Genomic DNA, 24108 nt, shown 5'->3' on the forward strand with positions numbered 1-24108 from the left:
CATAGGAAAATCGTTGTGGTGAAGCGATTTCCGATCGTGATGTTTCTTATTGCTCGAGACGGTTAAAATAGAGGGAAATCAGTCTTCGATAGCAGCGCATGAATCGCTCAAGCGTGGCTTTAACGGTGGTGACTGGTTTGCTTGCTTTTGCGAGAGGTGCCGAGGTCAACTTGCTCGAATGCGGTCGGTCGATCGTCATTTTTGCTCTGCCCTCAGACCAAAGATTGGGTGATCGACCCAAATGGGCAAACAGTTTTACTAGGACGGTACTCCAAACCGGGCTTCGTCTTCATTTTGAATAGTCAATCACAAAACCTGCCGACTCGGATTTCGTTGCTGGAGCTTGCCCAATCCGGGAAAGACCATCCGGCGTGGGAGGAATTGCTGGGATACTATGAACCGTTCATTGGTCGGATTCTTGTTCACATGGGAGTGGCTCGATCCGACCTCGACGATGTCTGCCAATTGGTGCTGATGCGACTTTGGAAAGATTTGGTCAATTATCAATACCAACCGCAGCGAGCTCGTTTTCGAACATGGTTGTCGTACTTGATCCATAGTACGCTGGTCGATTGGCATCGGAAACAAGGACGCAACCAGACAACAGTAAGCTCGGATTCGATCGAATTTGGGGAAGTTCTGATGGGCCAATCCGAATTGGAATTGCGGATTCAGGCAGAGTGGAAGGAGTATATTGTGAACCTAGCTCTCGAGCGTCTGAAAACGATCTTTTCTGGAAATGCCGTGGATGTATTTGTCCGAAGCGTCGAGGGACAGTCGGCTGCAGAGATCAGCCAACAATTGAATATCAGCGAAGAAAGCGTGTATGTGTTGAAGCATCGCGTCAAAAAGCGTCTTGTTCGCGAAGCGCATGAATTACGACGAGAGCTAGAGCTCCCCGATGACAATCGATGAACTCAATTTGCGAGAGATCGTCACTTTGACGACGAGATGCCGTGCTTTGTAAATTGAATCAGTAGGCCGTTAGCCACGGTTCTCACCAATCATCCGAAACCCAATCTTTTAGTGCCCTGATGACCAGCGATCATTCCCACCGCGAAGCAATACAGCGGATCAAGCCGATAGTAGACGACTTGTTCGATCAAGCCGATCCATCGCATGCGTTCGGTGATTGCCTGGAATCCGATGACGAAATTTGTCCTCTGTATTGTTCGATTTCACGAATCAAAGAGCGTTACCAAGAACCCGAGCTGATTGGTCGCGGTGGAATGAAAGAGGTTTATCGCGTTTACGACGCCAGAGCGGTGCGGCATGTCGCAATGGCCAAGCCTTTGCCAGAATTTTCGAGCGATCAATACGACGCATTTTTACGCGAGGCCCACCTGACAGCGAGATTGGATCACCCCAACATCATCAACCTGTTCGACATGGACATTGATCAGAAAGGGCGTCCGTTTTTCACAATGGAATTAAGACACGGACATTCGCTGCGTGCGGTCATCAAGTCGCTGCAGGATGGTCGATCAAGCGAAGAATTTCCGTTGCATCAACGATTGGATCTCTTTCTACGAGTTTGCGATGCCATCGCTTACGCTCATTCACGCCGCGTTTTACACCTGGACATCAAACCCGAGAACATCTTTGTGGGTGATTTTGGAGAGGTGAAGGTCTGCGATTGGGGGATGGGCGTCGTCATGGCTCGCGAGCACGGCGGTAACGAATCTACGGTACTGCTGGATCCCGATCTTTATGGATCACTTTTGCAATCCGCCAGTGGGACGCCGACTTACATGGCCCCCGAGCAAAAAGACAAGCGGCAACAAAAAACTCCACAAATGGACATCTACGCTCTCGGCTGTCTTTTACAGGAAATGCTGACCTTAAATGCACCCGTGAAATCGAGGTCCGGGAATTCGGGTATCGACTCTGCGCTGGCGGCGACGATTGCCACGGCCATCGAGACCGACCCCGCCGATCGTTATCAGAGAGTCGAGGAAATGCGGGAAGACATCTCGCGTTTTATGCTTGGCTTTAGTACGTCAGTGGAGCGAACCAGTCTGCGTCGCGAAGCGGCCTTGTTTTTTCGGAGGCATCGCGAGGCATGCTCAATCGCGTTGGGCTTGCTGACTGTTTTGGCAATGTGTGTCACGTTTTTCGTGCTGCAGCTTCGCAACAGCCGCGAGCAAGCTCTGAATGCTGAAGCCGTAGCGGTTGAAGCACGTGCTAGATCAGAAGAATCGAGAATCATTGCGGAACAGGCGCAGCTACGCGCTGAACAAGATCAACGGCGTGCGGAACAGGCCCAACAGCTGACGGAGTCAGCCCTCGTTGAAGCCGAGCATGAACGAAGGAGCGCCGAAGAGTCTCTGGCAAAGTATATGGCTGAAAAGGAGCTGTCGAACAAACGTCGCTATCGGCAAGTTGCAGCTGCGGCTCGCCATTCAGATTTTGTCATCGACTCAGCGTTGCAGCGTGACATGGGGTTGCGGTCTGCCATCCAGTTTGCGCTCGATCACATGGACTCGATTCTCGATTTTCACCCTCCGCCAGCGTCGTTTGCCTGGACTCAAAAGTTTTGGATTTTGTTTCTCACCCAGGATTTTCAAGCGGCGCTCAATCTGGTCAGAGATGGCAAAGAGATTCATCCAGATCTCGTTCAACTCGCCGAAAAGTATTTGCCACATCTAAATTCAGACGGCCACCTCGACACAGGCCACTTCATCGCGGTAATGCAGGAATTGATTTCGGTGGATCGGTGGCGGGCGCCGCTCGCTGAAAAGATGATGATCTATGACGGAATTCACGATCGATCGCCCGAAGACAAACTTGCAATTGCTCGAGCTTGGGTACAGATCAATAATTCACTTTGGAACCGTGAAGGGATGACCTATGACCCCGACACTGCAACGGTGCGTTTGCGTGGGAATGGTCTGACTCACCTCAACAGGACGATCGCAATTTCTAACCGCCATCCAAATCGTTTCAGCCTATTGCACATCCTGAAACCCAAAGTGCTGGATCTTCGGGGGACGCAATTTCAAGACTTATCCGAAGTGGACAGCATGCAGTTGCTGGAACTGGATATCCGCCAGACGCCTGTTACCGATCTTTCTGCGCTACAGGGCAACCGAACGCTCCGTCGCCTTTTGATGGATCCCGACCAGGTGTCGGAGTCACAAATGGCAAGCCTGCCGAAGTCGATCGAAGTCATGCTGGGGTCTGAATGACCCTTCTGGCCATGCCACAATCAGCATGTCGGATCGATTAAATCGAGCATTTTCTCATGGAGGTGTTTAAATGGCCGTCTCCAAAAACATGAAGCGAATGGTTTCGATTCGTGTTTTTCTCAGCATTTTCTAATGAAAGTGTTCAGATTGCCGCTGTCCGCATCGGTAATGCCACTGAATCTCACTAGGCAATAACCACATTTCGTTATTTTTCGCATTCTTTTGGATAATATATTTATGAACATATCTTGGCCTTCTCCGCGAACTGCACGCGGATTCACACTCGTCGAATTGCTCGTCGTGATCGCAATCATCGGCGTACTTGTAGGGTTGCTGCTTCCTGCCGTTCAGGCAGCGCGAGAGGCAGCTCGGCGAATGAGCTGTAGCAACAATTTCAAGCAAATCGGCCTTGCGGTACACAATTACCACTCGGCTTACCAACAGATGCCAACTCATATGTCAGGAACGGATGACGGAAGAATGGGAGCTGGATCTGCTACCCACCCTCGGAACTACTACAACGGACAGCGACACAGCATTTTCGTTGGGATGCTACCCTTCTTCGAGGCACAATCGCTGTGGGAGCAAATTTCTAACTCGTTGGTCGGCCGTACCGATGGAGCAACGACTGGACTTGGTTCTGTTGCAAACCCTTGGGTCCCTTTCGGGCCAACGCCCGATAAAATTCAGTACCCTCCATACGTGACGCAGATCCCAACACTCAGATGCCCGAGTGACCCAGGTGTCGGGCTCCCCGCATTCGGTCGGACAAATTATGCTGCCTGCCTGGGCGACAGCCCATTCCGCGGTGCCGGTGGATACGCGAACAATTCCATGAACCGCACCGCTGAACGTGCTCAATCGGTTCAAGCCGGTCAGCGCGGTGCCTTCGTGCCACGAAAAAAAATGCGGTTCCGTGACATTCTCGATGGCTTGTCTAATACGATCATGTCGGGTGAGATTGCTACCGATCTCGGCGATAAAGACATACGAACTGATCCATTGGGCAACAACCCAAATGTGACGCTTCAAGCAGAGCTATCAAGTGGAACGCTGCTTAATCCGCCAACCGGATCGCCGAGTGAGTGTTCCAGAAATGCTGCCATCGATCCGGTGCGGCCACAATTTTGGATTGCTGGTGCAATTAGACCGATGTCCAATGTTTCTGCTCTCACACTGCGTGGATTTCGCTGGGCGAGTGGCCAACCTCAAATGAGCACGATCAATACGATGGCGCCGCCGAACTCTGCCACTTGTACGACCAAAGGAAACGAACCAGGAACAAACTGGGTGTATAACCGGTCGGGTGTGCTTCCGCCTAGCAGCCGACACCAAGGTGGATGTCATGTCTTGATGGGCGATGGCGCGGTGAAGTTTATTACCGACTCGATTGAAGCCGGCGACCAGACGGTTACTCCTGTTGCCCTGAGAGGTACGGGCAAAAGTGCCCCGGGCTCAGTGAGTCCTTATGGCCTTTGGGGAGCCTTGGGAACTCGTGCCTCGAAGGAAACGATTGAGGAAGAGTTTTAAGTTCACCCTCTGCTCATGGACCAAGAGTGAAGAGATTTTTTCTGTGTGCACCAACCCATGCAAATCCATTTTTTAAGATGAAGTCAAATGATGAAACGACACCTTACTTTCCTATGCCTGCTGTGCGGCCTTGTTGGCTTCGTAGGTTGTGATTCAAAACAGGGCGGGCTAGTGACTGACCAAAGCGATATGACGATTGAAGAATTCGAGGCGCTTCAGGCTGAAATATTGTTGAATAATCCAGGTGAAGTCGCGGACCCAGCTCCAGAAGCAGAGAAGGAATGAATAAACAAACGAGTTGTTTATTCTTGCTGCCCCTGGCGATCTTCTTGAGGATCGCCGAGAACACGGGCAAGCATACGAGCTATCGAATGTGATCATAGCTTTCTGGCAGGATGACGAGTATCATCCGAAACTACTTTAACTTTGTTGCTGAGTTAATAACCTCAGGGAATTTTTATGAGGCTCATTGAAATACAGAGATTGTTTCCGGCATGCAAATGGTCAAGCTTGGCCTGGGTTGTTGCAATCTCGATGGCTTGTTCCTGTTTTACGCCTTGCGAAGTCCATTCGCAGGACGCCAAACGGGGACTGGGTGCCGGCGACGGCTCGCTAGCCAACTCCGTCAATTCGCGTTGGGCGTATGACTGGGGCTACCAAAATCCCAACGGGTATGTTGGCGAATACGTGCCAATGTTTTGGTCCGGTGGAAACCTGAACACAAAGATCAATGCAATCAAAGGATATGGGAACGTTAACTATGTTCTTGGATTCAATGAGCCTGAGCGAGACAAACAAGCGAATATGACGGTTGCCAATGCGATCGGCCAGTGGGCGACAATCAGCAACGGGTTCAAGAACACCGGCATTAAGCTAGTCAGTCCCGCCGTATCAGACACCGTCGATGGCCGGGCATGGTTGACTGACTTCATGAACCAGGTCGATGCGGACCCGAACTTGACCGTTGATGAAGTCGCATTCCATTGGTACGGAACCGTCAACATCAACAACCCCACAAGTGCGGCCAACAGTTTTTTGAACAGGGTCGATAAATACCACAACGACTACGGTCGCAATGTCTGGGTCACCGAGTTTGCTGGCATCGACTGGGGCAATAACTACACCGACCAGCAGATGCAGCAATGGAACGCGACATTCATGAAGACCGCGATTGCTGGATTGGAATCACGCGACCATGTGACCCGGTATGGCTGGTGGAATCACAACAATGATTCCCGCTTGGTAACAAAGAACTCGTATGGACTCTGGCGCCCCACCGAGGCGGGTGATAATTACAGTTCAACCATTACCGCAGGCCAAACGAAGGATATCAACGGCCAAAACCAGGGGACTGACTTTTTCTTTCTTCGTGGTGGCGGTCTGATAAACGATGGAAATGCATTGGGAAACTCGGCCATCGGACGTGTCTACGCGATGCGAAACAATGATGGTTCCGATGCCTCCAGTTCGATTGGTGGATCGGGTGACTTTGGCTTGGCTAGATGGGGCTCGCTGACGGTCGAAGATGGAGCGTCGCTTCAGAAAATTGGCAGCAACACGGTTCGGCTTCGCGATGTCGACATCTTCAACGATGGCGAAATTCGCCTAATGGGCGGCACAAGCAACCAAGGATCGTTGTGGATTTCCGGTTCCGGTACCAATGCGGTCGGGAGCGGAAGCCTGCGACTGGATTCAGGTTCTAATTTGCGACTGGGCAATGCCGTGGACAGCACCGGTTTCGAACTTCCCTATGACATCGATTTGCGGGGCGGCACAGTCACCATTGACGGCCCAGGGGTCAAATTGACAGGCGAGAGTACGGTATTCAGGCAATCGTTTTTTGAGACGAACCAAGATTTTATGATTGCTGGAAATCTGGTCGGCAACAACGGTGGGATCGTCAAACGAGGTGTAGCAACGATGACGTTGCAAGGGATGAATAGCTATGTCGGCTACACGACAGTGAACGAGGGAACCTTGATCGTTGACGGATCCGTCGGCGGCAACAACATCATTATTAATTCCAATGGCACGCTGGGGGGGAATGGTGAGATCGCTTCAAAGATTGACACCAACGGCGGAACCGTTGCGCCCGGAAGTAGCACGGGCACATTGACTGGGGGAAGTGCCGATTTTGCGGCGGGGTCTCGCCTAAGTCTCGAGCTGTTGTCGATATCCGATTTCGATCGACTTGTGTTGAATGGATCGCTAAACGTCGAAGCTGGAACTATGTTAGAACTGATTCTTCTTGACGGTTTCCAACCGTTGGTTGGTGACCATTTTGATGTTCTAGACTTTACCGTGTTCAGTGGCCAATTTGGAACGATCGAAGCTCCGACACTTGCCAATGGCAATTGGGATTTTCGTCGCTTTCAAAGTGACGGAATCATCTCGGTTTCTGCGGTTCCGGAACCATCTGCGCTGATTGCAATGCTGTTGTGCTTGGCTCCAATTATGATCGCCCGTCGCCGACGCAAACTTCAAAAGGCCGACAGCTCCGCTTTGACGACTCTCACTGCCCCCTATCGGCCGTTTTGCTCATGATGAAACATTTCTTTTTCGCGTTGTTTCTTTTGCCCAGCGCGTGTTTGGCCGCTGAAATATCATTTGACGCCGATTGGAGATTTTCGGTTGGCGATCCTAACGGGGCCGAGCAGATTGCATTTAATGATGCCCAATGGCGGGAATTGGATCTGCCCCATGATTGGAGTATCGAAGGAGCCTACGACCAAGATCATCCGATGGGCGGCACCGGTGGATATCTTCCAGCGGGCATCGGTTGGTACCGCAAAACCATTCCTGTTCCCAGTCATTGGAAAAACCGGCATGTAGAGATTGCGTTTGATGGCGTCTATAGGAACAGCACGGTTTGGGCGAATGGCAGAAAGCTGGGAACGCGACCCTATGGTTGGAGTTCCTTCGCCTACGATATCAGCGACATCACCGAAGCGTCCGATTCCATTACCTTTGCCGTGCGGGTAGATAACAGCAAGCAACCGTCGGCGCGATGGTACACCGGCAGCGGCATCTATGCTCACACTTGGATCGACGTGAAGCAAAAGGTACATGTTCCAACCTCTGGGATTTTCGTCCGCTCTCAGGGCAACAAGGTGGAACTTGACGCTGAAATTCAAAATACGCTAAGCGATCACGAAACCGTTCAGGTTGAAGTATCGATCATCGATCCCGGTGGTATGGAAGTGGCGAAAGGGTCCAGGTCAATTGGAATCCCAGCGGGAACTCATCAGGTTTCTAGTTTCCAATTTCAAATTTCGTCGCCGCTTCGTTGGGACGTTGATGATCCGAATCTCTACCGTGCGGTCACCAAGGTGATTGCTAACGGAAAAGACATTGATACAACGATCACTCGTTTTGGCATTCGTGACGTTCAATGGAAGCCAGAAACCGGCATGTGGCTTAATGGTGAAAACGTCAAGCTTCGTGGTGTCTGCAATCATCAGGATGCGGGCGCGCTAGGCGCGGCCGTTCCCGACAAGGTGTTGCGCTACCGTATCGAACAGCTTAAGAAAATGGGCTGCAACGCGATCAGGACTTCGCACAATCCACAGACTCCCGTTTTCTACGACATCTGCGACGAAACCGGCATGCTAGTGATGGATGAGATCTTTGATGGCTGGCTAAAAAAGGCGACGCACGACTATGGCCGTTATTATTTCGACGACTGGTGGGAGCGTGATTTGACCGACTGGATCAAGCGTGATCGCAACCATCCTTCGGTCGTCATCTACAGCGTGGGCAACGAAACGCACGGGCCGGTTGCCAAGGAGTTGGTGGCACGGTGTCACCAGCTGGACGCCACACGCCCAGTCACCTCTGGGCATTCCGGATCGGAGCACATGGATGTATTCGGCGTTAACGGCGGTAGCGAAAAGCTGGGCTGGTTCGAGCGTCTGAAAAAGGATCGTGTCTTCATCGGCACCGAAAACACTCACACTTGGCAGGTACGCGGCTTCTATCGCACCAAGACTTGGTATCGCGACGGCTATTCCAAAAAGGCAATGCATTGGATTCCCGACTTAACAGACCAGGAAGTGTTTACCAATGATTGGACGGATTCCAACGGGCGGGCCAACCGAAAGCAGGTCTTTAATTCTAGCTATGACAACGCCACCGTTCGCTTGAGTTCGCGTCAAAATATCCAGCAGTTACGTGATATCCCGAATTATGCCGGTTCGTTTCGCTGGACGGGCTTCGACTATATCGGCGAAGCAAGCTACGTTCATGGCGGTTGGCCGTTCAAGTCGTTCATGGGCGGTGCCATCGATACGGCCAACTTTGAAAAGGATTTATACTATCTCTACCAAAGCCAGTGGACCGACCAACCGATGGTTCACATCTTGCCGCACTGGACGCATCCGACACTCAAGCAGGGTACGCAGATACCGGTTTGGATCTATTCCAATTGCGATGAAGTTGAATTGTTTTTAGACGAGCAATCGTTGGGAAGAAAAACGCCTGGAACGGAATGGGATGCAATGCAGTGCCAATGGATGGTCCGCTGGCAACCGGGCGAACTGAAAGCCGTTGGCTATCGAGGTAATCACGTTGCAGCGGAGAAGGTCATCCGAACCGCCGGGGCGCCCGCCAAGATCGATTTATCAATCGACGGAGAACCTTTGGCAAACGCTGGCAAAGATATCGTTCAGGTTCGGGTCACGACGGTAGATGGAAATGGCGGATTTTATCCCTACGGCGAAAACCGGACGCACTTTCGTGTGATGGGGCCTGGAAAACTTCGGGCGCTCGACAACGGAAGCCCCATTGATGTAGAGAAACATTTTGCCGTTGATAGTCGGAACGCGTTCTATGGATTGACGCGAGCCTTTGTGGAATCGACCGATGAGACCGGCGACATCGCTTTGTTAGCTAGTTGCATTTTAGGGGAAAAGAAACAAGTCACCTCCAACATCGTCAGCATCGACACAAAGCTGCTCGCGTTAAGAGGCAAACTTCCAGCGGCGGAAATCGAGATCTTTTATACGCTCGACGGTGCAGCGCCGACGATGCAGTCGGCTCGGTATACCGAAGCGTTTGACGTTCCACCGGGGACCACAGTCAAGGCGTTAGTTTCGCTGAACGGAAAACCCGTTCAGAATCTCCGAGAGCGTTTTGCGGGTGACGAAGGCTTCGTATGGGACAATAAGCAACAAGCACCGAACTTGGGTAGCGACCAGGCCGAAGATGCAACACTTAGCGGCGCGAAAATTATCTCGCAGGGATTGAACTTCAATGGAAAAGGGTTCATTGACTTTGGTCAAAATCGACGTGCCTACGTCGAGTGGTATCAGGAGAATGACGGCGACGCTGGGCAAGCGAATCTCACCATACGCTACAGCGGAAAAACCAAGGGACGTCCCGGCCGTGCGATGATGCTAACTGTCAACGGAAAGGTCATCGAGGAAAAATTGCTGCTTCCCAATGCAAAAAATTGGGGTTCGGATTGGAAGACGCTGACCGTCAAGATTCCGATCGTTCGCGGTGCAAATACGATACGCTTATCCACGATTGAAAACGGCGGCATGTACATTGACGAAATTTCAGTTCACTAGGTCGTTTGGTTCGCTTGATCGTTGGGGGCCAGCTTCATGGCTAGCGATCAAAGCGTTTTGGATTTTTCTTAGCCAGGTGAGAATTCTCGGAGCCCACTTTCGTTACATCACGTAGGATCTGGGCAGTTTCTCCACTCGCAAGTTCCTCTTCTCTCGTGAAGCAAACGAATCGCAGGAGAAGCATGTTAGAGTTGCTTCCTAAAGGTTGGCTGTTCACTACCTGGCTCACCATTGGTCACTAGGCAATCCAAATTCGCATTGCAAGCCAAAGACTGGATTATTCACAATGAAAAATTGGGTGGAGATCCTTTCTCTCTCTCTGGCGTACGACACTCTCCATGCGGCACTGCAACGTCCCATGGTCGAGTATCCAGCAGGCAAAGGTGTTGACGGAGGCCTGCAGTGGTTGGGGACGCCTGGGTAAATGATCAAAACCGTAGCGGGGACGATCGATTCATCTCGTCACTCCGATTGCATCGACAAGGCGTGGACCGACGTTGAAGAGCGGTTTGCAACCATGGTGCGGCGTATTGACGATTGCGTCGGCGATTTAATAATAACATTCCAGGACCTGGAGATTGACCAGAATACGATGGTCGTGTTCACAAGCGACAATGGGCCTCATTGTGAAAGCTGCCTAAAAGCTTTCGACTACGCGTCAACTTCGTTTGAGTCTTTCGGCCCCTTTGATGGCATCAAACGCGATCTTTGGGAGGGCGGCATTCGAATGCCAACGCTCGTTCATTTTCCCGCAGTGGTTAGTCCCACGACGATCGACTTTCGGTTTGTGCTAATCAGGAATACGAATGAGAAAGAGAAGTCATGTCAATCGTCTCATGCCAACTTAGGCTGTTGAATGAAATTCCCCATTCTGATTCTATTCCTGTTGATCGCGACCAAACCATTGGTAGTGCTAGCGCAAATTGAAATCGATCCTGGTCGTCCTACTGGTGCAACGGTGCAGTACTTTGGATGGGATTTGAAGGGCTGGAAAGACAACACTAGCACGCCCGATCGAGCGGCAACGCTCTACAAAGATACACCCGCCAATATCGTTCGCATCCCGATCGAAGCCTTTGCCCACCGTGAGGATGGCTCCATCGATCCAGGACCCTATGGGCCGATGCTAAAAAGCCTGGGCAACATCCGATCCCTCAACCCGGATGTAAAGATTTTTGCCAGTCTCAAACTTGCGAAGGAAAAGACCTTTCCCGCGTGGGTTGAGTCAGACGAGGTCGCTTCCATCTTCGGTGCAAAGGTGAAACGTCCGGTTCCGGAGAAGTACGCGAGACTCGTCGCCGACTACGTTGAATGGTTACGCAAGAATCGGATCGCTATCGATTTTCTTGGCCTCAACAACGAAATTTCGGGCGCCCTCACGCCGCAGCATTATCTCGCGACTGCGAGAGCGTTGGACATGGAGCTTGCGAATCGCAAGGTGCCAAAGGAATTTCGGTCCTTCCAATATATCGGCGCAGAATGTTTTGGCGTTGCCACATCCGTCCGATATGCCCAGTCGATTAGGGCAGGTCGAGGTCTTGAATACGCCGATATCTGGGGTACCCACTTCTATCCGGATTTGAAGAGTGGTTCCATCGACGACTGGAGGCAGCTTTTCGAAATCACGCGAGGACGTCCTCTGTGGCACACCGAGTTGCACGTCCGCAGCAGTCCAGAGCCAGCCGAGCACATTGCCGCCGTTCGAGACGGTCTAGCAATTTTGTTTGCAACGAATCAGCTCGGAGCGGAGGGGTACATCTGGTGGGCTCGCGGATTTCAAGACGACCCTACCAACCTGATACGGCGCAAGGCGATCGGAAGCCTGCTCGGAGGATCCTGTATTTACACATCCGGACGATACAAAGCCAAAGACAATGAACCGGATGCCTACTTGGCGCAGGGAACACGAGTCGGCGAAACCGTTTGGGTTTGGTTTTTCAATCCCAGATCCAAAATCGCGGAGATGCCGATTTTGTTAAAGCGTGGCATTGCAGTGGAGGCAAGCTGTGAGTACTGGGCTGGCGGAAACACGGAGGCGACAAAGACATCCGGGACGTTGGAAGTCGATTCTAGGAATGGGAAGTATTTCGCATTGAAAAACGTTCCGGCCACTTCGATTGTTCTGCTTAAGATCGACCTCAAGAATACCAGTCGTTCACCAAGCAAAGCTGAAGATAGCCTCGTCGCAGAGCGAGTATGGCGTTCCAGTGTCCCTCAGTCGCAACCAGTGAAAGCATCTCTTGAATCAGTGGAAAAGGGGGTCGGTCTTTTCCGGCAGGCCGACGGACGCACCTTCAAATACCGGCTAAACAAGCTTTCGGCCGAGGATCGCAAGATCGCCGAGAACGCAGCATCAAAGAAGGGCCTTGAGTAGTCGTCAGTCCTTCTTTGGGCTTGTCACCGTTTAATGTCCGCATGACGCTGGAACTTGACGAGTCTCTTGCTGCCACTGCTTTGGTATGACTGCGACATCGCTGTCGTTATCGTAGTGCTTTCGTAATCGCTCTAGCTCGACCTTCATTTCACCACCTGATCAGCATACTTAGGGTTTTCGTGCCGGTTCGTCAGGTCGTCGGGATCGGCTTGCAAGTCGTCGAGCTCCTACGCGTCAAACTGATAGAAAGTCATCAGCTTGTCACGATGGTTCCGTACACCGTAACGGTTTCGTCAAAATGAATCGTCATGTTGTGCAGCATCGGACGTGACGGTCCACCGTTGGCGATGACGATTGGCTTACCGATTTCGCGAAGGTGCGACACGAGTATCACCTCAATGACGAGGAGTCGCGTCGGAAGATGGATCAACTGAACTGCTCGGAGGAAGTGCCGAACGTTCCGTCGCCAACGATGAGCCAACATTGGGCGAGGAGCGATGACGAACCGATATCCAGTGGTTCAAACAAGACACTTGAGATACACGATTTGGTCCCAGTATTGGCCTAGTCGACGGGGCCAATAAAAAACACCGCCTAAAACCCAACGTTTCAGGCGGTGTTCTGAAAGTAGCGGAGGACACGGGACTCGAACCCGCAACTCCTTACGGAGCAATTGATTTCGAATCAACCTGCTTGCCAATTCGCTTATCCTCCAAACGACTCAATACGCGTATATTTACGGTGTTTGCTCATCTCGTCAAGCGTGGGGAAAATCTTGTTGGGAAACGACGACCCGATCTACATCGCTGAGCGACCGAATTTTTCCCAATTGCCCCATTATTGACTCGTTCCCAGTGATGGCCGTTTCGATCTCGGCAGCCCTAGGATGGTTGCTCGAAAGCCGAACCGAACCATTCTTATGGACGGAAAGCTCGATTGGCGGGTTCACGGAAATACCCATCGCAGCTAACTGGGACCGAATCGCATCGGCGACTTGATCGATCCTGTTTTCAAGTGTTTGAGGTTCTTGCGACGCATCATTGGAGGACGGATCCGTTAAGATTTGTTCGAATCCGCCAATTGCTTTTTGGACGCCGCTTGCAACCTCGGATGCGACACCGCTGGCGACACGAGTCGCGATGCTGGCGGCTTGGACCGCCAAGCGTGCGGACGTTATTGGAGAGCTCAATCGATCGGCCTAGTGTTTGTGTTCGGTCTTGAAGCCATATTCTTTCAGCCACGCTTCCCATTTATGGGCTTCGTCATGCGTTTCTAATTTCAATTCGTGCCACTTGGGGCAGCGATATTTGACGTCAATATGGCCATCGTGTTGGTGTTTTTCTAGTTCGCAACCAAGCTTCTTGAGCGTCTTGGAGATTGTGTCAGCCTTTTTTTCATCGTGAATGTGCTTTGCTTTCCACTCGGTCAATTGGTAGCGAACGACTTCGTCCGCAGAAGCAATTGCAGGCAAAAGGGTAAAGGCGGCAGCAAACATTAGAACTCGAAACATATAGTGGACCTTTTGGATGAGGAAATTGATTGCGATGAGTGTTACGGAATTTGTACCGAACCCGTCAAGGTGTCCGAAATCAAGACGTCCGAGATGACGTTGCCTTTTGGATAGTTCTATCCCAGCAAAAACGCCTTTCGAGGAGTGAACGGGGACAAGCTCATCTTCGCAGTCTCCGCGGAAAAGGCAAGAATCGACCTAATCGCGATTCTTGATTACTTTGGTTGGCGGTAGCGATTCGATTTTCCAACCGATCGAAGCATAGGTACGGTTGAATTCAGCGATAAAGTCTTCGGGCTGTTCTTTTGGCAGTAGCACCGCCCCGGTCGCGTGGGCCTCCTTTTTGATCACCGCGTCGGACGTATGGCTACGATGACTGCTGCTCATAGGGAATCCATTTTTTGGGGCTCGTGAGTTATCGATAAACCACGGATGGGTGGGGGAATCCGAGTCGTTTGTCCACGAGGTTGTAGGGCTCTTTACCTGCCAGATAGCGTCGTAGGTTGACGCATGCCAAGTTCACGGTGTCGTCAACGCGGCGTTCGGATTGTGCTCCCACGTGCGGTGTAATGATGACTTTTGGGTCGTCCCAAAGCAAGCTCGATTCGGAAAGTGGTTCGACTTCGGTGACATCCAGACCGGCACCGGCAATTTGGCCGCTGGCGAGCGCTTCAACCAGTGCCGATTCGACGATGACTGCGCCGCGAGCAACGTTGATCATATAGCTGCCGCGAGGCATTTCTGCCAACCGGGCCGCGTCAATCAGCCCCTCCGTATCGGAATTGAGCGGCAGCGTCAAAATCACAATATCACTGGCAGCCAACAGATCGTCGAGCCGATCGTGAGGCCAAAGTTCCTCGATCTCAGACGGTTTCTCGACCGGGTAATAATCGGTCGCAAGAATGCGTACGTTCCAAGGGGCCAGCATCCGCGAGATCATTCGCCCATTGCCTCCGAGCCCCACGATGCCGACCGTTTTGCCACGCAGGTCGTCGGTGGGCAATCGCGTAAAGTCTCGTTTCGCCGCGGCTCGTAAAAAGAGTGGCAATTGTCGGAGTAGCCCGAACAGCAACGCAAATGTTTGTTCGGCCACTTGCGGAGCGAACAGTCCTGAGGCGCTGCTAACGGGAATGTTCGACGCAATCACGCCTGGGACTAGGCAATGGTCAAGTCCTGCGGCGGAGGACTGAATCCACTGCAATCGGTTCGCTCGCAGAACGCGGTCCCAGTCGACGGGGACTTTTGCGTGCCCAATGAAAATGTCCGCCGTCGGTAGCAGCTCATCAATACGCTCTTGGCCCGCGTTGACAATTTCCGCATCCGGCGCAGCCTCTTGGATTTGTTTGATATGCTTGTCAAGGACCGGAAAGCAGAGCACAATTCGCATGGCGGGAGAGCAAAATGACGGGAAAGAATCGAATGGGGAAGAATCGAAAGGGGACGGCCAAAGCGTCCCGTCCGTGGCCACTGTCCAAGAGGTCACTGTCCAAGAATTTACTCGCGATCCTGTCGTTCGCGAAGGTGGCTGTCGTTGGCGTTCTGGTTGGTGCAAGTTGGACGAGTATCGCTGTAGCCGAGTCCGATGTCGACTCGTCGGCAAACTCTTTTGAAGCGATGGACCTAATTGAGGCGTTTAAGGCAAGTTCCGAGGGCTATAGCAGTGATGAGTTGATCATCCGGGATGACCTTCGAGAGCCGTTTATTGCACGGTTGGCTAAGCGGAATGCTCAGGCTCAGCAATCCGAGGAGGCAAAGAACGATCATTTTGAACGGGATGCGCTGTTGGCTCTGCTGCAGCTTCGCAAGTCGGGCAAGTTGTCGGTTCGCTCAACGCGGCGAGGTCAATCGGTTGACGAGTCCGTTTATCCGATCGCTGAAATCGCCGCACGCGTAGTGACCGATCGGCATCGGATTGGCCTTGATACGATGTTGGCGGACCCCGTGTATCGCAGCGAACTGAGTCAAGAAGCGAAGAAAATCGACGCAGAGGTCGACGACTACGCGGTCCGCAAAGCTGTATTGGGTCTACGTAAACGGCGAGCATTGAAGCCGGAGTTAGTGTTGAGGGTGGCTGATTGGGGACGCGAAATTAAGACGTACTCGATCGAACAACTAAAGGGTGCGCTCGACGCGAGCGAAATATCGACGGGCCCCGGCGTTTATTTATTTCGCGTTTCGGACGGCTATCTCTACGTTGGCGAGGCAAAGAATCTCGCCGAGCGATTGACGACTCACTTGACCGAAAGCGACCGCGAGTCGTTAGCGGAATTTCTTAGTGGCGACGCATCGGGTGCGGTAACCGTGGAGCTGCACGTGTTTCCGCGTGATTCACCTGCGTCGAAAGTCACGGTGCGGCGAGCCTACGAAAGCGAACTGATTCGCAGCCGAAACCCACGATTCAACGTCCGACCGTAGGTCGAATCAACGTGCGACTGTAGGTCGAACATGGCCTTCTTGGGACGTTTGCCAGGTTTGGCGGCTGTACATATCGATGGCCGTTAGCCAACCACCGCCGTAACAAAACGTGTCAATGCAAAGCAGGTGGCCAAGGTCGGCGATTTCGCCGTCACGCATCGCGGTGTGCCCGACGATTACGGTCTTTCCGCTAACGTGGGGTGCTGGGAAGCCATCGTTGAGTGTGTACCAACGGAGCAGTTCGGCGGGTTGATGTTCAAAAGGAGTGTCGGGATCGTAGGCGGCGTGAGAGAAGAAATAGTCCTCGTATTCAAAGTAATCGCCAAGCGAATCGAAAAAATCGATGTGCGACTGCGGCAAGAACTTTAAATTTCCGTCGAATCCGTAGCTGTCGAGTGTTTCCACGCCACCGTGTTTGAGCCAAGCGTGAGGCGCAAGTCCCTCGCGGACCACCTCGAGCATCATTTCCTCGTGATTGCCTAGCAGTCCGACCACCTGGGTTTGTTTACGAAGTTCGATCAGGGCATCGATCACCCCTTTCGAATCAGGCCCGCGGTCCACGTAATCGCCCAACAAAACAAGAATGTCATCCTTTTTGGGCGAGATCACTTCGATCAATTTCTCTAATGCGATTCGACATCCGTGAATATCCCCAATCGCAATCAAACGTCCTGACAATGTGCACTAAACCTTTCTAAGAAATATTCATTGATCGCTCGAACGATCACTAAGTCGGCTGAGATAGTGAACCAGTGTTTACTTTCCGGGGTTCTCCGGAGGTTCACCGATAGACGCCTTCTGCGCCGCAAATGTAAGAATCGAAGCACACTTTCGCACCGCGAAACACGACATCAATCGACGCACATTTTAGAAGCGATCTACGACAAACATAGTATAAGGACCAGAAAAATAGTGGACCACCCGGATTGGGTGGAATGCGGCAAATTAACGCAGACCAAATGGTCCCGATCGAGTATCATTAGTGGGAATCGACTTTGTTTGAAAGGAAATGGTGCCCTTGGTAGCTAAAGACTTAATTAAGCCGCTTGCCACAGAACCGGTTGACGTTTGGGATGAGGAAGAACTGGAGGACGAGTCCTTTTTTGCCTCCGACGAGACGACTGCGTTTGTCGGTAGCATGTTGTTTCATGTGATCATCATCCTGGCCCTTCCGTTGGTTCCGCTAGCGATGTCGGTCGACGAAGACGCCGTGGTTTTAGTGTCACCGGTTCGACAAGACGATTTCCAAAAAGTGGAATTGATCGAGAATGTTGTCTACAGCGACTTTCCCCAAGAGGAATTTGGTGCTGCGAGTACAGACGAATCGGAAATGGCCGAAGCATCGGCTGAGATGTTTGCCGAGATGGCCGAGATTCCCAATCCGGTCGATATAGAGCCCTCCGAGAAGGGGCAAGTCCTGGTTAACAACATTTTCAAACAAGCGGTTGCTCCGCTCGATAAATTGACCAATCAGAAAGGGAGCGTCGGTAAGGGGACTCAAGGGGCATCGGGCGCGGTTGACCGGATTACATTCGAGATTCTTCATTCTCTCGAAGACCGCCCGACGTTGGTTGTTTGGCTATTCGATCAAAGTGGTTCGCTGCATCGCCAACGCCAAGAGATTCGCGATCGCTTTGACCATATTTACACGGAGCTTGGCATTGCGAAGAAGAGCGGTGCAATGGGCTTTCGCCGAGACACCGACGATATTCCCCTGCTGACTTCGGTGATTGGGTTCGGTAACGACGTGACCCTGTTCACGAAAGAGCCGGTCGAGGACTTGGAGGAAATCAAAGAGATTGTTCAATCGATCCCCGTCGATTCATCGGGCGAAGAAAGAGTCTTTACTGCGATCACGTCGGCGGCGGACGAGTACAAGTCGTTAAGACGCAGTCGGGGCAAGTTAGGACCGAGGCGGAATGTATTGTTTGTGGTTGTGACGGACGAACGAGGTGACGATGCGGGGATGGTCGAAACATCGATCGAGTCGTGCAAAAAATGGGGTATCCCGGTCTATGTAATCGGCGTGCCGGCACCGTTTGGCCGCGAAAACACATTGGTAAAATACGTCGACCCGGATCCGAATTACGATCAATCGGCCCAATGGGCTCAAGTTGACCAGGGGCCCGAAACCTTGATGCCCGAGCGGGTCCAAGTTGGTTTCACCGGCGACTTCAAAGAGGAGCCGGTCATCGATAGTGGATTTGGGCCGTACGGTTTGACTCGACTTTGTTACGAAACCAATGGCATTTACTTTTCCGTTCATCCAAATCGAAACGTGAATCGCCAAGTGAAGCGGTGGGAAGTGGATGCTTACTCAGCGAACATCGAGTATTTTTTTGATCCGACCGCGATGTCTCGCTATCGCCCCGACTATTTGTCTCCGAAAGACTACATGAACAAGGTCCACGCCAGCCCGCTAAGGACAGCACTGGTCCGTGCGGCGCAAATGCGGCCGGCGAAGGGGTTATCACGCCCGAGAACACGGTTTGAAAAAAACAGTGACGCGGCTTTGGTGGGCGAGTTGACCCGGGCCCAACAAGATGCCGCTCGCTTGGAACCGATGCTGGTTCAAATGGCAATGGTTTTGGAACCAGGGATGAAGGTTCGAGCATCGGAAAAGAGCCCTCGATGGCAAGCGGGTTACGACTTAGCGATGGGACGCGTCTTGGCTCAAAAGGTTCGGACGGAAACCTATAACGCGATTTTGGCAAAAGCCAAACGAGGGATGCGATTCGAAGAAGAAAAAAATAACACTTGGGTGCTCAAGGCAAGTGACGAGATTTCGGTGGGAAGCAAGTGGCAAAAGGAAGCCGATTTGGCGAGGGAACTTTTAGAGGGAGTAGTGAAAAACCACAAGGGAACTCCGTGGGCGTTGTTGGCAAGCCAGGAATTGGAAGTGCCCATTGGTTGGAAGTGGACCGAGGAGTTCACCGACATGACGCCTAGGGCACGAAACAATGGCAACAACAATAACAACAATCCGCCACCTGCGGATGACCAAGCACGGATGTTAGAGCGGAAACAATCGCGACCGATTCCGAAGCTATAGCCAACGGCTGCTGATCGAGGCGCCTTGGTTCTTTGCATTCCGTGTCGGTGTGGTCGCGGAGTGAGTCGCGGAGTGAAAGGCGGAGTGAAAGGCGGAGTGAAAGGCGGAGTGAAAGGCGGCAATCTTCAAATGCCCAACCCGCGAGTAAAGAGCGATCATGGTTTTGCAAATACTTTGTGATTGGTATGCTTTTTGAGATGAATACCACTCAATGCTATCTGTTACCCCATTTGTCCGTCCTTGATTTGGTCGGGGCCGATGCGGACGCTATCTTGAATAACTTGACCACCAACCATGTCCTCAAGCTTGAAATGGGGCAAGGCTGCGAGAGTTTTGTTACCGATGTGAGAGGCAAAACGGTTGGACATTTTAATGTGTATCGTCACGTAGACGGTTTCCGTCTGATCGGATCGAGCGGGCAATCTGAACGAGTCGCTGCGCATGTCGACCGATACACGATCCGGGAAGACGCCAAGGCGGAAATTCTCGATTCGCAATTCGCCGGTTTCGTGCTGTCGTCGAACCCGTTTATTGAAAACCAGTGCGATCTTGGAACGGAATTGTTCGCGGTCACATGGTTGGGCGCGGGAGCCCAGGTGTGGCTTGTGCCAAACGGAAGGGTCTCCGAAGCGACCGCTTGGTTGGATTCCAATGGCATCGCGGTTGCTGACGTATCGGCGTTTCATGCGGCCCGAACGATTGCAGGCTATCCATGGTATGGGATCGAAATTGACGAGAGTAATTTGCCGCAGGAAATTGGTCGTGATGCTCAAACCATCTCGTTTACCAAAGGTTGTTATTTAGGGCAAGAAACCGTCGCGCGGCTCGATGCGATGGGGCAAGTCCAAAAGAAATTGGTTCGTTGGTCGATCGACGGAGCGGTTCCACCGGCACAAACGAAACTTGAGCATGAGGGCAAAACGGTTGGGCGGTTGACCAGCGTTGCACAGCACGACGATGGAAGTGTCGTTGCGTTAGGGTTCGCACGAAGAAGTCACTTCGACGCGGGGGCGGTGGCAAGTGGCGAATCGGCTTCGTCGGGAACGTCCAATACGGACTTCTCTTTTACAGCGCAGGTGATCGAATCGTAATGGACGCCATTCACCAACAATTTCATGATTTGATAGAACGTGTCCGCGACGGTGACGACGAAGCGATCGCGACGCTGTGGCGTGACTATTACCAATCGTTGGTGAAGTTGGCGGCAAAGCGAATGCCGATGAATTTGCGGCGAGCGGCGGATGAAGAAGATATCGCAATCTCTGCTTTCGAAAGCTTTATCGCGGGCGTCCGACGGGATCAGTTTCCTGACTTGAACGCGCCTGAAAATTTGTGGGGTCTATTGATAACACTGACATCACGAAAAGTGAATGCTCACCTTCGCCATCACACCCGACAAAAACGTGGTGGCGGAAACATTCGGGGTGAATCGGTCTTTGTCGACTCCAATCAAAACGAGGGGGATTTGGGTCGTGGTCGCGGAATCGGTAGTATTGCTGGCGAGGAAGCGTCGCCCGATTTGCGAGCGGAATTGGCCGAAGCGTGTGAGACGCTTCTCGATCAATTGCCCGACGATCAGTTGAAGCAAATTGCATTGATGAGAATGGACGGATTCTTGGTGGATGAAATTGCCGATCGATTGGAATTAAGCAAACGAGCGGTCGAACGTCGCTTACAATTAATTCGGCGTTTGTGGACCGAAGCGAAAGAGTTTGACACCGAACAGGGCGAACAGGAACAATAAAAAGATGGGCGATATTTCGGCATCCGAACTGGCTCGACTCGATGCGGTTTGTCTTGAGTATGAGACTGCGCTGCGTCGTGGTGAGGAGGTGTCGATTTCAGACATCGTCGCAGAGCATGGAGGGGAAAGCTCGCATTGGTTGCGCCGAGAATTGGAGGCGGTTCGCGGCGAGATTATCGAAGGGAATCCCATCTCGGGGCATGAGACCCTATTTGCGTCCGAGCGAAATACGTCCATGCCGAAGCTGCCGTCGGAGGGATCGCAAATAGGACCTTATCGTGTCGAACGATTGCTCGATCGTGGCGGAATGGGGGTCGTTTATTCGGCGATTGATTCGCGACTTGGACGCAAAGTCGCGATTAAGATGATGGCCATCGACGGCGAAAAACATGGGAGTCTTCGTGATCGATTCCAGCGGGAAGCTCGCGCGGTTGCAGCCATTAGCCATCCCAACGTGGTCGAGCTCTTTGATGTCGGGCTATTCGGTTCGTCTCCCTACGCGGTGATGGAATTTCTGGATGGCGAAACACTCGATCGATTGCTGAGGCGAACTCGTTTGAGTATCGACGAGATTCGTAGCATTGGAGCTCAAATTGCCGATGCGCTTAGTGTCGCGCACGCCGCCGGTGTCGTTCATCGTGACCTGAAACCGCATAACATCATGGTGATGCGACGTAGCGCCGATCCACTCTCTTCGTCGATCTCAGGCGAATCACTCAGCGCCGGTGGCGCGTTGATTAAATTGTTCGACTTCGGCTTGTCGCGATCCGATGGGATTCGGTTTGGAAATGGCGAGCATGGCGATGATGGAGAACGCACTCGCGAAGGGGTTGTGATGGGGACGCCCGGCTATATGGCTCCCGAACAAGCTCGTGGGGAGCAAGCCGGTCCGATGGCGGATTTGTTTTCACTCGGGTGCATCTTGTATGAAGCGTTCTATGGCAAGCGGGCGTTCGATGGTGACACGGCGACGCAGCGATTCGCGTCGACGCTTGAGCAAACACCCGACTTCGATCCTGAACGCAGTCGCGAAGATAGGGAACTATCGAAGGTCATCGGCAAATGCCTACAAAGGAAACCCGAAGCGCGTCCGGCGTCGGCAAATTTGGTGAGCGAGGCACTTCTGAAACGGCCTTCGTCGACGGCACCGAGCGACTTGGCTCCCGAGGCGTTTCGGGTTGGGCGACGCCGGATGATGGAATTGACTGGCGGTGGTGTTGTCGGATTGCTTTTAGCTGCATATGCCCAATCGACCAAGTCAGAATCGCTCGGAGCGATCGATTCGCTTGGCGTCTTGTCGTTCATCGATGTCCGAGATGCATCGGCCACGTTGGCGGATGGAGCCAAAGGCGACCCCGTGGGGGATCGAGAGATCTTTCGTGGTGATCAATTGGCGGCGCTATTGGTCAATGAACTGAGTCGGATGCCCGATATTAATGTAACGCCGTTTCGGCCGATCGTCGCCAACACGCGAAGTGAGTACCAACGGATCGGCGACGAGTTGGATGTGGATGCGTTAGTGACGGGGACATTCCAAACCATTCGGCGAGGCAACAAGACCTTCGACGAGATCAATCTTCAAATTGTTTCCGCTCGTACCGGGAACCAATTATGGGGAGGGCTTTTCTCGAGCGAATTGGGGGAAAGTTTGTTGGAACAGTCGCGGTTTGCGTCGGAGATTGCTACGAAAGTTGGACGATCCTTGACTTCCAGTGCGGATGAGTTGAAACCTCAGAGCGTCAGTGCGTTTCGTTGTTTGGTCGATGGCTCAGCTCGGTCGGATCCCGACAGTCCTGATGGGCTGCGAAAAGCATTGCTGTGTTACAAGTCCGCTCATAGCCAAGACGAGCAGTTCGCGGCTCCGCTAGCCGGTTTGGGGTTAACGTCCATTACGTTGGCAGCGCAAAGCGCGCCGAAGGAATCGATCAAGTTGATTCAGCAAGCACGCGAATCGGTTGACGATGCGCTGTCGCTTGATCTTTCGTCTGTCGATGCGCGGTTGGCGGAAGCGATGATCAAATGGCAAACCCAGTATCAATACACCGAAGCAACCGAGATTCTATCGGCGCTCGCTGAGGACGTTCCCAATCATTGGCAGGTCCGCCACCAATTCGGCTTGTTGGAATTAACCAAAGGAAACATCGGATTGGCGTTGCAGATGTTGCGAGAAGCGACCCAGCTAAACCCGTTGTCGGTGGTTGCCAAGGTGGATTTGGCACGTGCTTATTGGTTCTCAGGGAATACCGACCGCGCGATCACCGATGCGAAACGTGTTCGCAGTCGACACTCGGAAAGTCTTTATGCACGCGGGTTGCTTATCGATTTATATGAAGACGAGGGCAATGTTCATCTGGCCGCGGTTGAGCATGACGGAGTCGATTTTGGTGATAGCCTCACTGAAAGTCTTACTGCGGATTCGTATTTTGCCAAGCGAAGTGAATTGGACTTGGAACAATATCCTTATGGGCCTTATGGGACGCTGCTGAATCGGGCAATGTTGCAATCGCGAATGGGTGAACCGATTGGGGACGCCGTACTCGGTGAGCTTGCCGATCCAACGCCGCCAATGTTACCGTTATTGTTGGCGACGCACCCCTGTTTTGCTGAAGCGAGGAAGTTGGAACGAGCGAAAGAAATATTGCCGATCCCGATGATGACGACGGCTTAGGCGGTGTATTGCAAACACCGGTTTTGCCCGCAACGCAACAGCCCGCAACGCAACAGC

Annotated in this window: 20 protein-coding genes and 1 tRNA gene; 14 read left to right on the forward strand and 7 right to left on the reverse strand. The window is 52.4% G+C overall.

The genetic code is table 11. From position 1 onward, the window contains the following. Positions 1–294 precede the first annotated feature (294 nt). The 9 genes from CA13_RS24925 to CA13_RS24960 all read left to right on the forward strand — a co-directional run bounded on the left by CA13_RS24925 (position 295) and on the right by CA13_RS24960 (position 12662). Positions 295–915 carry an RNA polymerase sigma factor gene (locus CA13_RS24925; protein WP_146403876.1) on the forward strand — a complete coding sequence of 207 codons (621 nt, stop codon included), beginning with the start codon at positions 295–297 and terminating at the stop codon, positions 913–915. 119 nt (positions 916–1034) lie between these two features. Then, positions 1035–3188: a serine/threonine-protein kinase gene (locus CA13_RS24930; RefSeq protein WP_146401309.1), complete on the forward strand. Its 2154-nt coding sequence runs from the start codon at positions 1035–1037 to the stop codon at positions 3186–3188. 237 nt (positions 3189–3425) lie between these two features. Continuing rightward, the gene (locus CA13_RS24935) at positions 3426–4718 is read left to right on the forward strand and encodes a DUF1559 domain-containing protein (RefSeq protein ID WP_146401311.1); all 1293 of its coding nucleotides are present in this window, start codon (positions 3426–3428) and stop codon (positions 4716–4718) included. 90 nt (positions 4719–4808) lie between these two features. Beyond that, on the forward strand, positions 4809–5003 hold the full coding sequence (locus CA13_RS24940; RefSeq protein WP_419194781.1) for a hypothetical protein: 195 nt from the start codon (positions 4809–4811) through the stop codon (positions 5001–5003). Positions 5004–5252: 249 nt separating this feature from the next. Beyond that, a complete protein-coding gene (locus tag CA13_RS24945) occupies positions 5253–7262 on the forward strand; it encodes a glycosyl hydrolase (RefSeq protein WP_419194782.1) in 2010 nt (669 codons plus the stop codon). Further along, positions 7259–10288, forward strand: coding sequence for a glycoside hydrolase family 2 TIM barrel-domain containing protein (locus CA13_RS24950; RefSeq protein ID WP_419194783.1), 3030 nt, complete (start codon positions 7259–7261; stop codon positions 10286–10288). The genes CA13_RS24945 and CA13_RS24950 overlap by 4 nt, the downstream gene beginning before the upstream one ends. A 286-nt stretch (positions 10289–10574) precedes the next feature. Beyond that, the gene (locus CA13_RS35625; RefSeq protein WP_419194784.1) at positions 10575–10712 is read left to right on the forward strand and encodes a hypothetical protein; all 138 of its coding nucleotides are present in this window, start codon (positions 10575–10577) and stop codon (positions 10710–10712) included. Next, on the forward strand, positions 10713–11144 hold the full coding sequence (locus CA13_RS24955; protein ID WP_419194785.1) for a sulfatase-like hydrolase/transferase: 432 nt from the start codon (positions 10713–10715) through the stop codon (positions 11142–11144). Next, entirely contained in the window at positions 11145–12662 is a 1518-nt protein-coding gene (locus tag CA13_RS24960; RefSeq protein ID WP_146401317.1) for a hypothetical protein, read from the forward strand. 253 nt (positions 12663–12915) lie between these two features. Here the strand turns inward: CA13_RS24960 and CA13_RS35630 are convergent, their stop codons facing one another. The 6 genes from CA13_RS35630 to CA13_RS24985 form a co-directional block, all read right to left on the reverse strand. Then, complete coding sequence (locus CA13_RS35630; RefSeq protein WP_419194786.1) at positions 12916–13047, reverse strand: hypothetical protein; 132 nt, start codon at positions 13045–13047, stop codon at positions 12916–12918. A gap of 246 nt (positions 13048–13293) precedes the next feature. Next, a tRNA-Ser gene (locus CA13_RS24965) sits at positions 13294–13376 on the reverse strand. Positions 13377–13419: 43 nt separating this feature from the next. Continuing rightward, entirely contained in the window at positions 13420–13851 is a 432-nt protein-coding gene (locus CA13_RS24970) for a hypothetical protein (protein WP_146401319.1), read from the reverse strand. A 9-nt stretch (positions 13852–13860) separates the two neighbouring features. After that, a complete protein-coding gene (locus CA13_RS24975; protein WP_146401321.1) occupies positions 13861–14172 on the reverse strand; it encodes a hypothetical protein in 312 nt (103 codons plus the stop codon). Between the two features lie 198 nt (positions 14173–14370). After that, on the reverse strand, positions 14371–14559 hold the full coding sequence (locus CA13_RS24980; RefSeq protein ID WP_146401323.1) for a hypothetical protein: 189 nt from the start codon (positions 14557–14559) through the stop codon (positions 14371–14373). Between the two features lie 28 nt (positions 14560–14587). Further along, the gene (locus CA13_RS24985) at positions 14588–15559 is read right to left on the reverse strand and encodes a D-2-hydroxyacid dehydrogenase (protein ID WP_146401325.1); all 972 of its coding nucleotides are present in this window, start codon (positions 15557–15559) and stop codon (positions 14588–14590) included. A gap of 32 nt (positions 15560–15591) precedes the next feature. Between CA13_RS24985 and CA13_RS24990 the strand changes: the two genes are divergently transcribed. Continuing rightward, on the forward strand, positions 15592–16587 hold the full coding sequence (locus CA13_RS24990) for a GIY-YIG nuclease family protein (RefSeq protein WP_419194787.1): 996 nt from the start codon (positions 15592–15594) through the stop codon (positions 16585–16587). A 6-nt stretch (positions 16588–16593) separates the two neighbouring features. Here the strand turns inward: CA13_RS24990 and CA13_RS24995 are convergent, their stop codons facing one another. Further along, on the reverse strand, positions 16594–17265 hold the full coding sequence (locus CA13_RS24995) for a metallophosphoesterase family protein (protein WP_146401328.1): 672 nt from the start codon (positions 17263–17265) through the stop codon (positions 16594–16596). A 331-nt stretch (positions 17266–17596) separates the two neighbouring features. Here CA13_RS24995 and CA13_RS25000 point away from each other — a divergent pair, with 331 nt between their 5' ends. From CA13_RS25000 to CA13_RS25015, 4 genes are all read left to right on the forward strand, one after another. Further along, on the forward strand, positions 17597–19639 hold the full coding sequence (locus tag CA13_RS25000) for a vWA domain-containing protein (protein ID WP_146401330.1): 2043 nt from the start codon (positions 17597–17599) through the stop codon (positions 19637–19639). 197 nt (positions 19640–19836) lie between these two features. Continuing rightward, positions 19837–20730, forward strand: coding sequence for a CAF17-like 4Fe-4S cluster assembly/insertion protein YgfZ (gene ygfZ / locus CA13_RS25005; protein WP_419194788.1), 894 nt, complete (start codon positions 19837–19839; stop codon positions 20728–20730). Beyond that, a complete protein-coding gene (locus tag CA13_RS25010) occupies positions 20730–21383 on the forward strand; it encodes an ECF-type sigma factor (RefSeq protein WP_146401333.1) in 654 nt (217 codons plus the stop codon). The genes ygfZ and CA13_RS25010 overlap by 1 nt, the downstream gene beginning before the upstream one ends. A 4-nt stretch (positions 21384–21387) precedes the next feature. Further along, on the forward strand, positions 21388–24051 hold the full coding sequence (locus CA13_RS25015) for a serine/threonine-protein kinase (RefSeq protein WP_146401335.1): 2664 nt from the start codon (positions 21388–21390) through the stop codon (positions 24049–24051). The last annotated feature ends 57 nt before the right edge of the window (positions 24052–24108 follow it).

The sequence above is a fragment of the Novipirellula herctigrandis genome (assembly GCA_007859835.1).
Classification (GTDB): Bacteria; Planctomycetota; Planctomycetia; order Pirellulales; family Pirellulaceae; genus Novipirellula_A; species Novipirellula_A herctigrandis.

Excerpts from the sequence above, each read along its gene's own strand:
- CA13_RS24960 (WP_146401317.1), top strand. The coding sequence starts at position 11,145 with ATGAAATTCCCCATTCTGATTCTATTCCTGTTGATCGCGACCAAACCA.
- CA13_RS35625 (WP_419194784.1), top strand. The coding sequence starts at position 10,575 with ATGAAAAATTGGGTGGAGATCCTTTCTCTCTCTCTGGCGTACGACACT.
- CA13_RS25010 (WP_146401333.1), top strand. The coding sequence starts at position 20,730 with ATGGACGCCATTCACCAACAATTTCATGATTTGATAGAACGTGTCCGC.
- CA13_RS24975 (WP_146401321.1), bottom strand. The coding sequence starts at position 14,172 with ATGTTTCGAGTTCTAATGTTTGCTGCCGCCTTTACCCTTTTGCCTGCA.
- CA13_RS24940 (WP_419194781.1), top strand. The coding sequence starts at position 4,809 with ATGAAACGACACCTTACTTTCCTATGCCTGCTGTGCGGCCTTGTTGGC.
- CA13_RS24980 (WP_146401323.1), bottom strand. The coding sequence starts at position 14,559 with ATGAGCAGCAGTCATCGTAGCCATACGTCCGACGCGGTGATCAAAAAG.
- CA13_RS24935 (WP_146401311.1), top strand. The coding sequence starts at position 3,426 with ATGAACATATCTTGGCCTTCTCCGCGAACTGCACGCGGATTCACACTC.
- CA13_RS24930 (WP_146401309.1), top strand. The coding sequence starts at position 1,035 with ATGACCAGCGATCATTCCCACCGCGAAGCAATACAGCGGATCAAGCCG.
- CA13_RS24950 (WP_419194783.1), top strand. The coding sequence starts at position 7,259 with ATGATGAAACATTTCTTTTTCGCGTTGTTTCTTTTGCCCAGCGCGTGT.
- CA13_RS24945 (WP_419194782.1), top strand. The coding sequence starts at position 5,253 with ATGGCTTGTTCCTGTTTTACGCCTTGCGAAGTCCATTCGCAGGACGCC.
- CA13_RS25015 (WP_146401335.1), top strand. The coding sequence starts at position 21,388 with ATGGGCGATATTTCGGCATCCGAACTGGCTCGACTCGATGCGGTTTGT.
- CA13_RS25000 (WP_146401330.1), top strand. The coding sequence starts at position 17,597 with ATGGTGCCCTTGGTAGCTAAAGACTTAATTAAGCCGCTTGCCACAGAA.
- CA13_RS24990 (WP_419194787.1), top strand. The coding sequence starts at position 15,592 with ATGGGGAAGAATCGAAAGGGGACGGCCAAAGCGTCCCGTCCGTGGCCA.
- CA13_RS24955 (WP_419194785.1), top strand. The coding sequence starts at position 10,713 with ATGATCAAAACCGTAGCGGGGACGATCGATTCATCTCGTCACTCCGAT.
- CA13_RS24985 (WP_146401325.1), bottom strand. The coding sequence starts at position 15,559 with ATGCGAATTGTGCTCTGCTTTCCGGTCCTTGACAAGCATATCAAACAA.
- ygfZ (WP_419194788.1), top strand. The coding sequence starts at position 19,837 with ATGAATACCACTCAATGCTATCTGTTACCCCATTTGTCCGTCCTTGAT.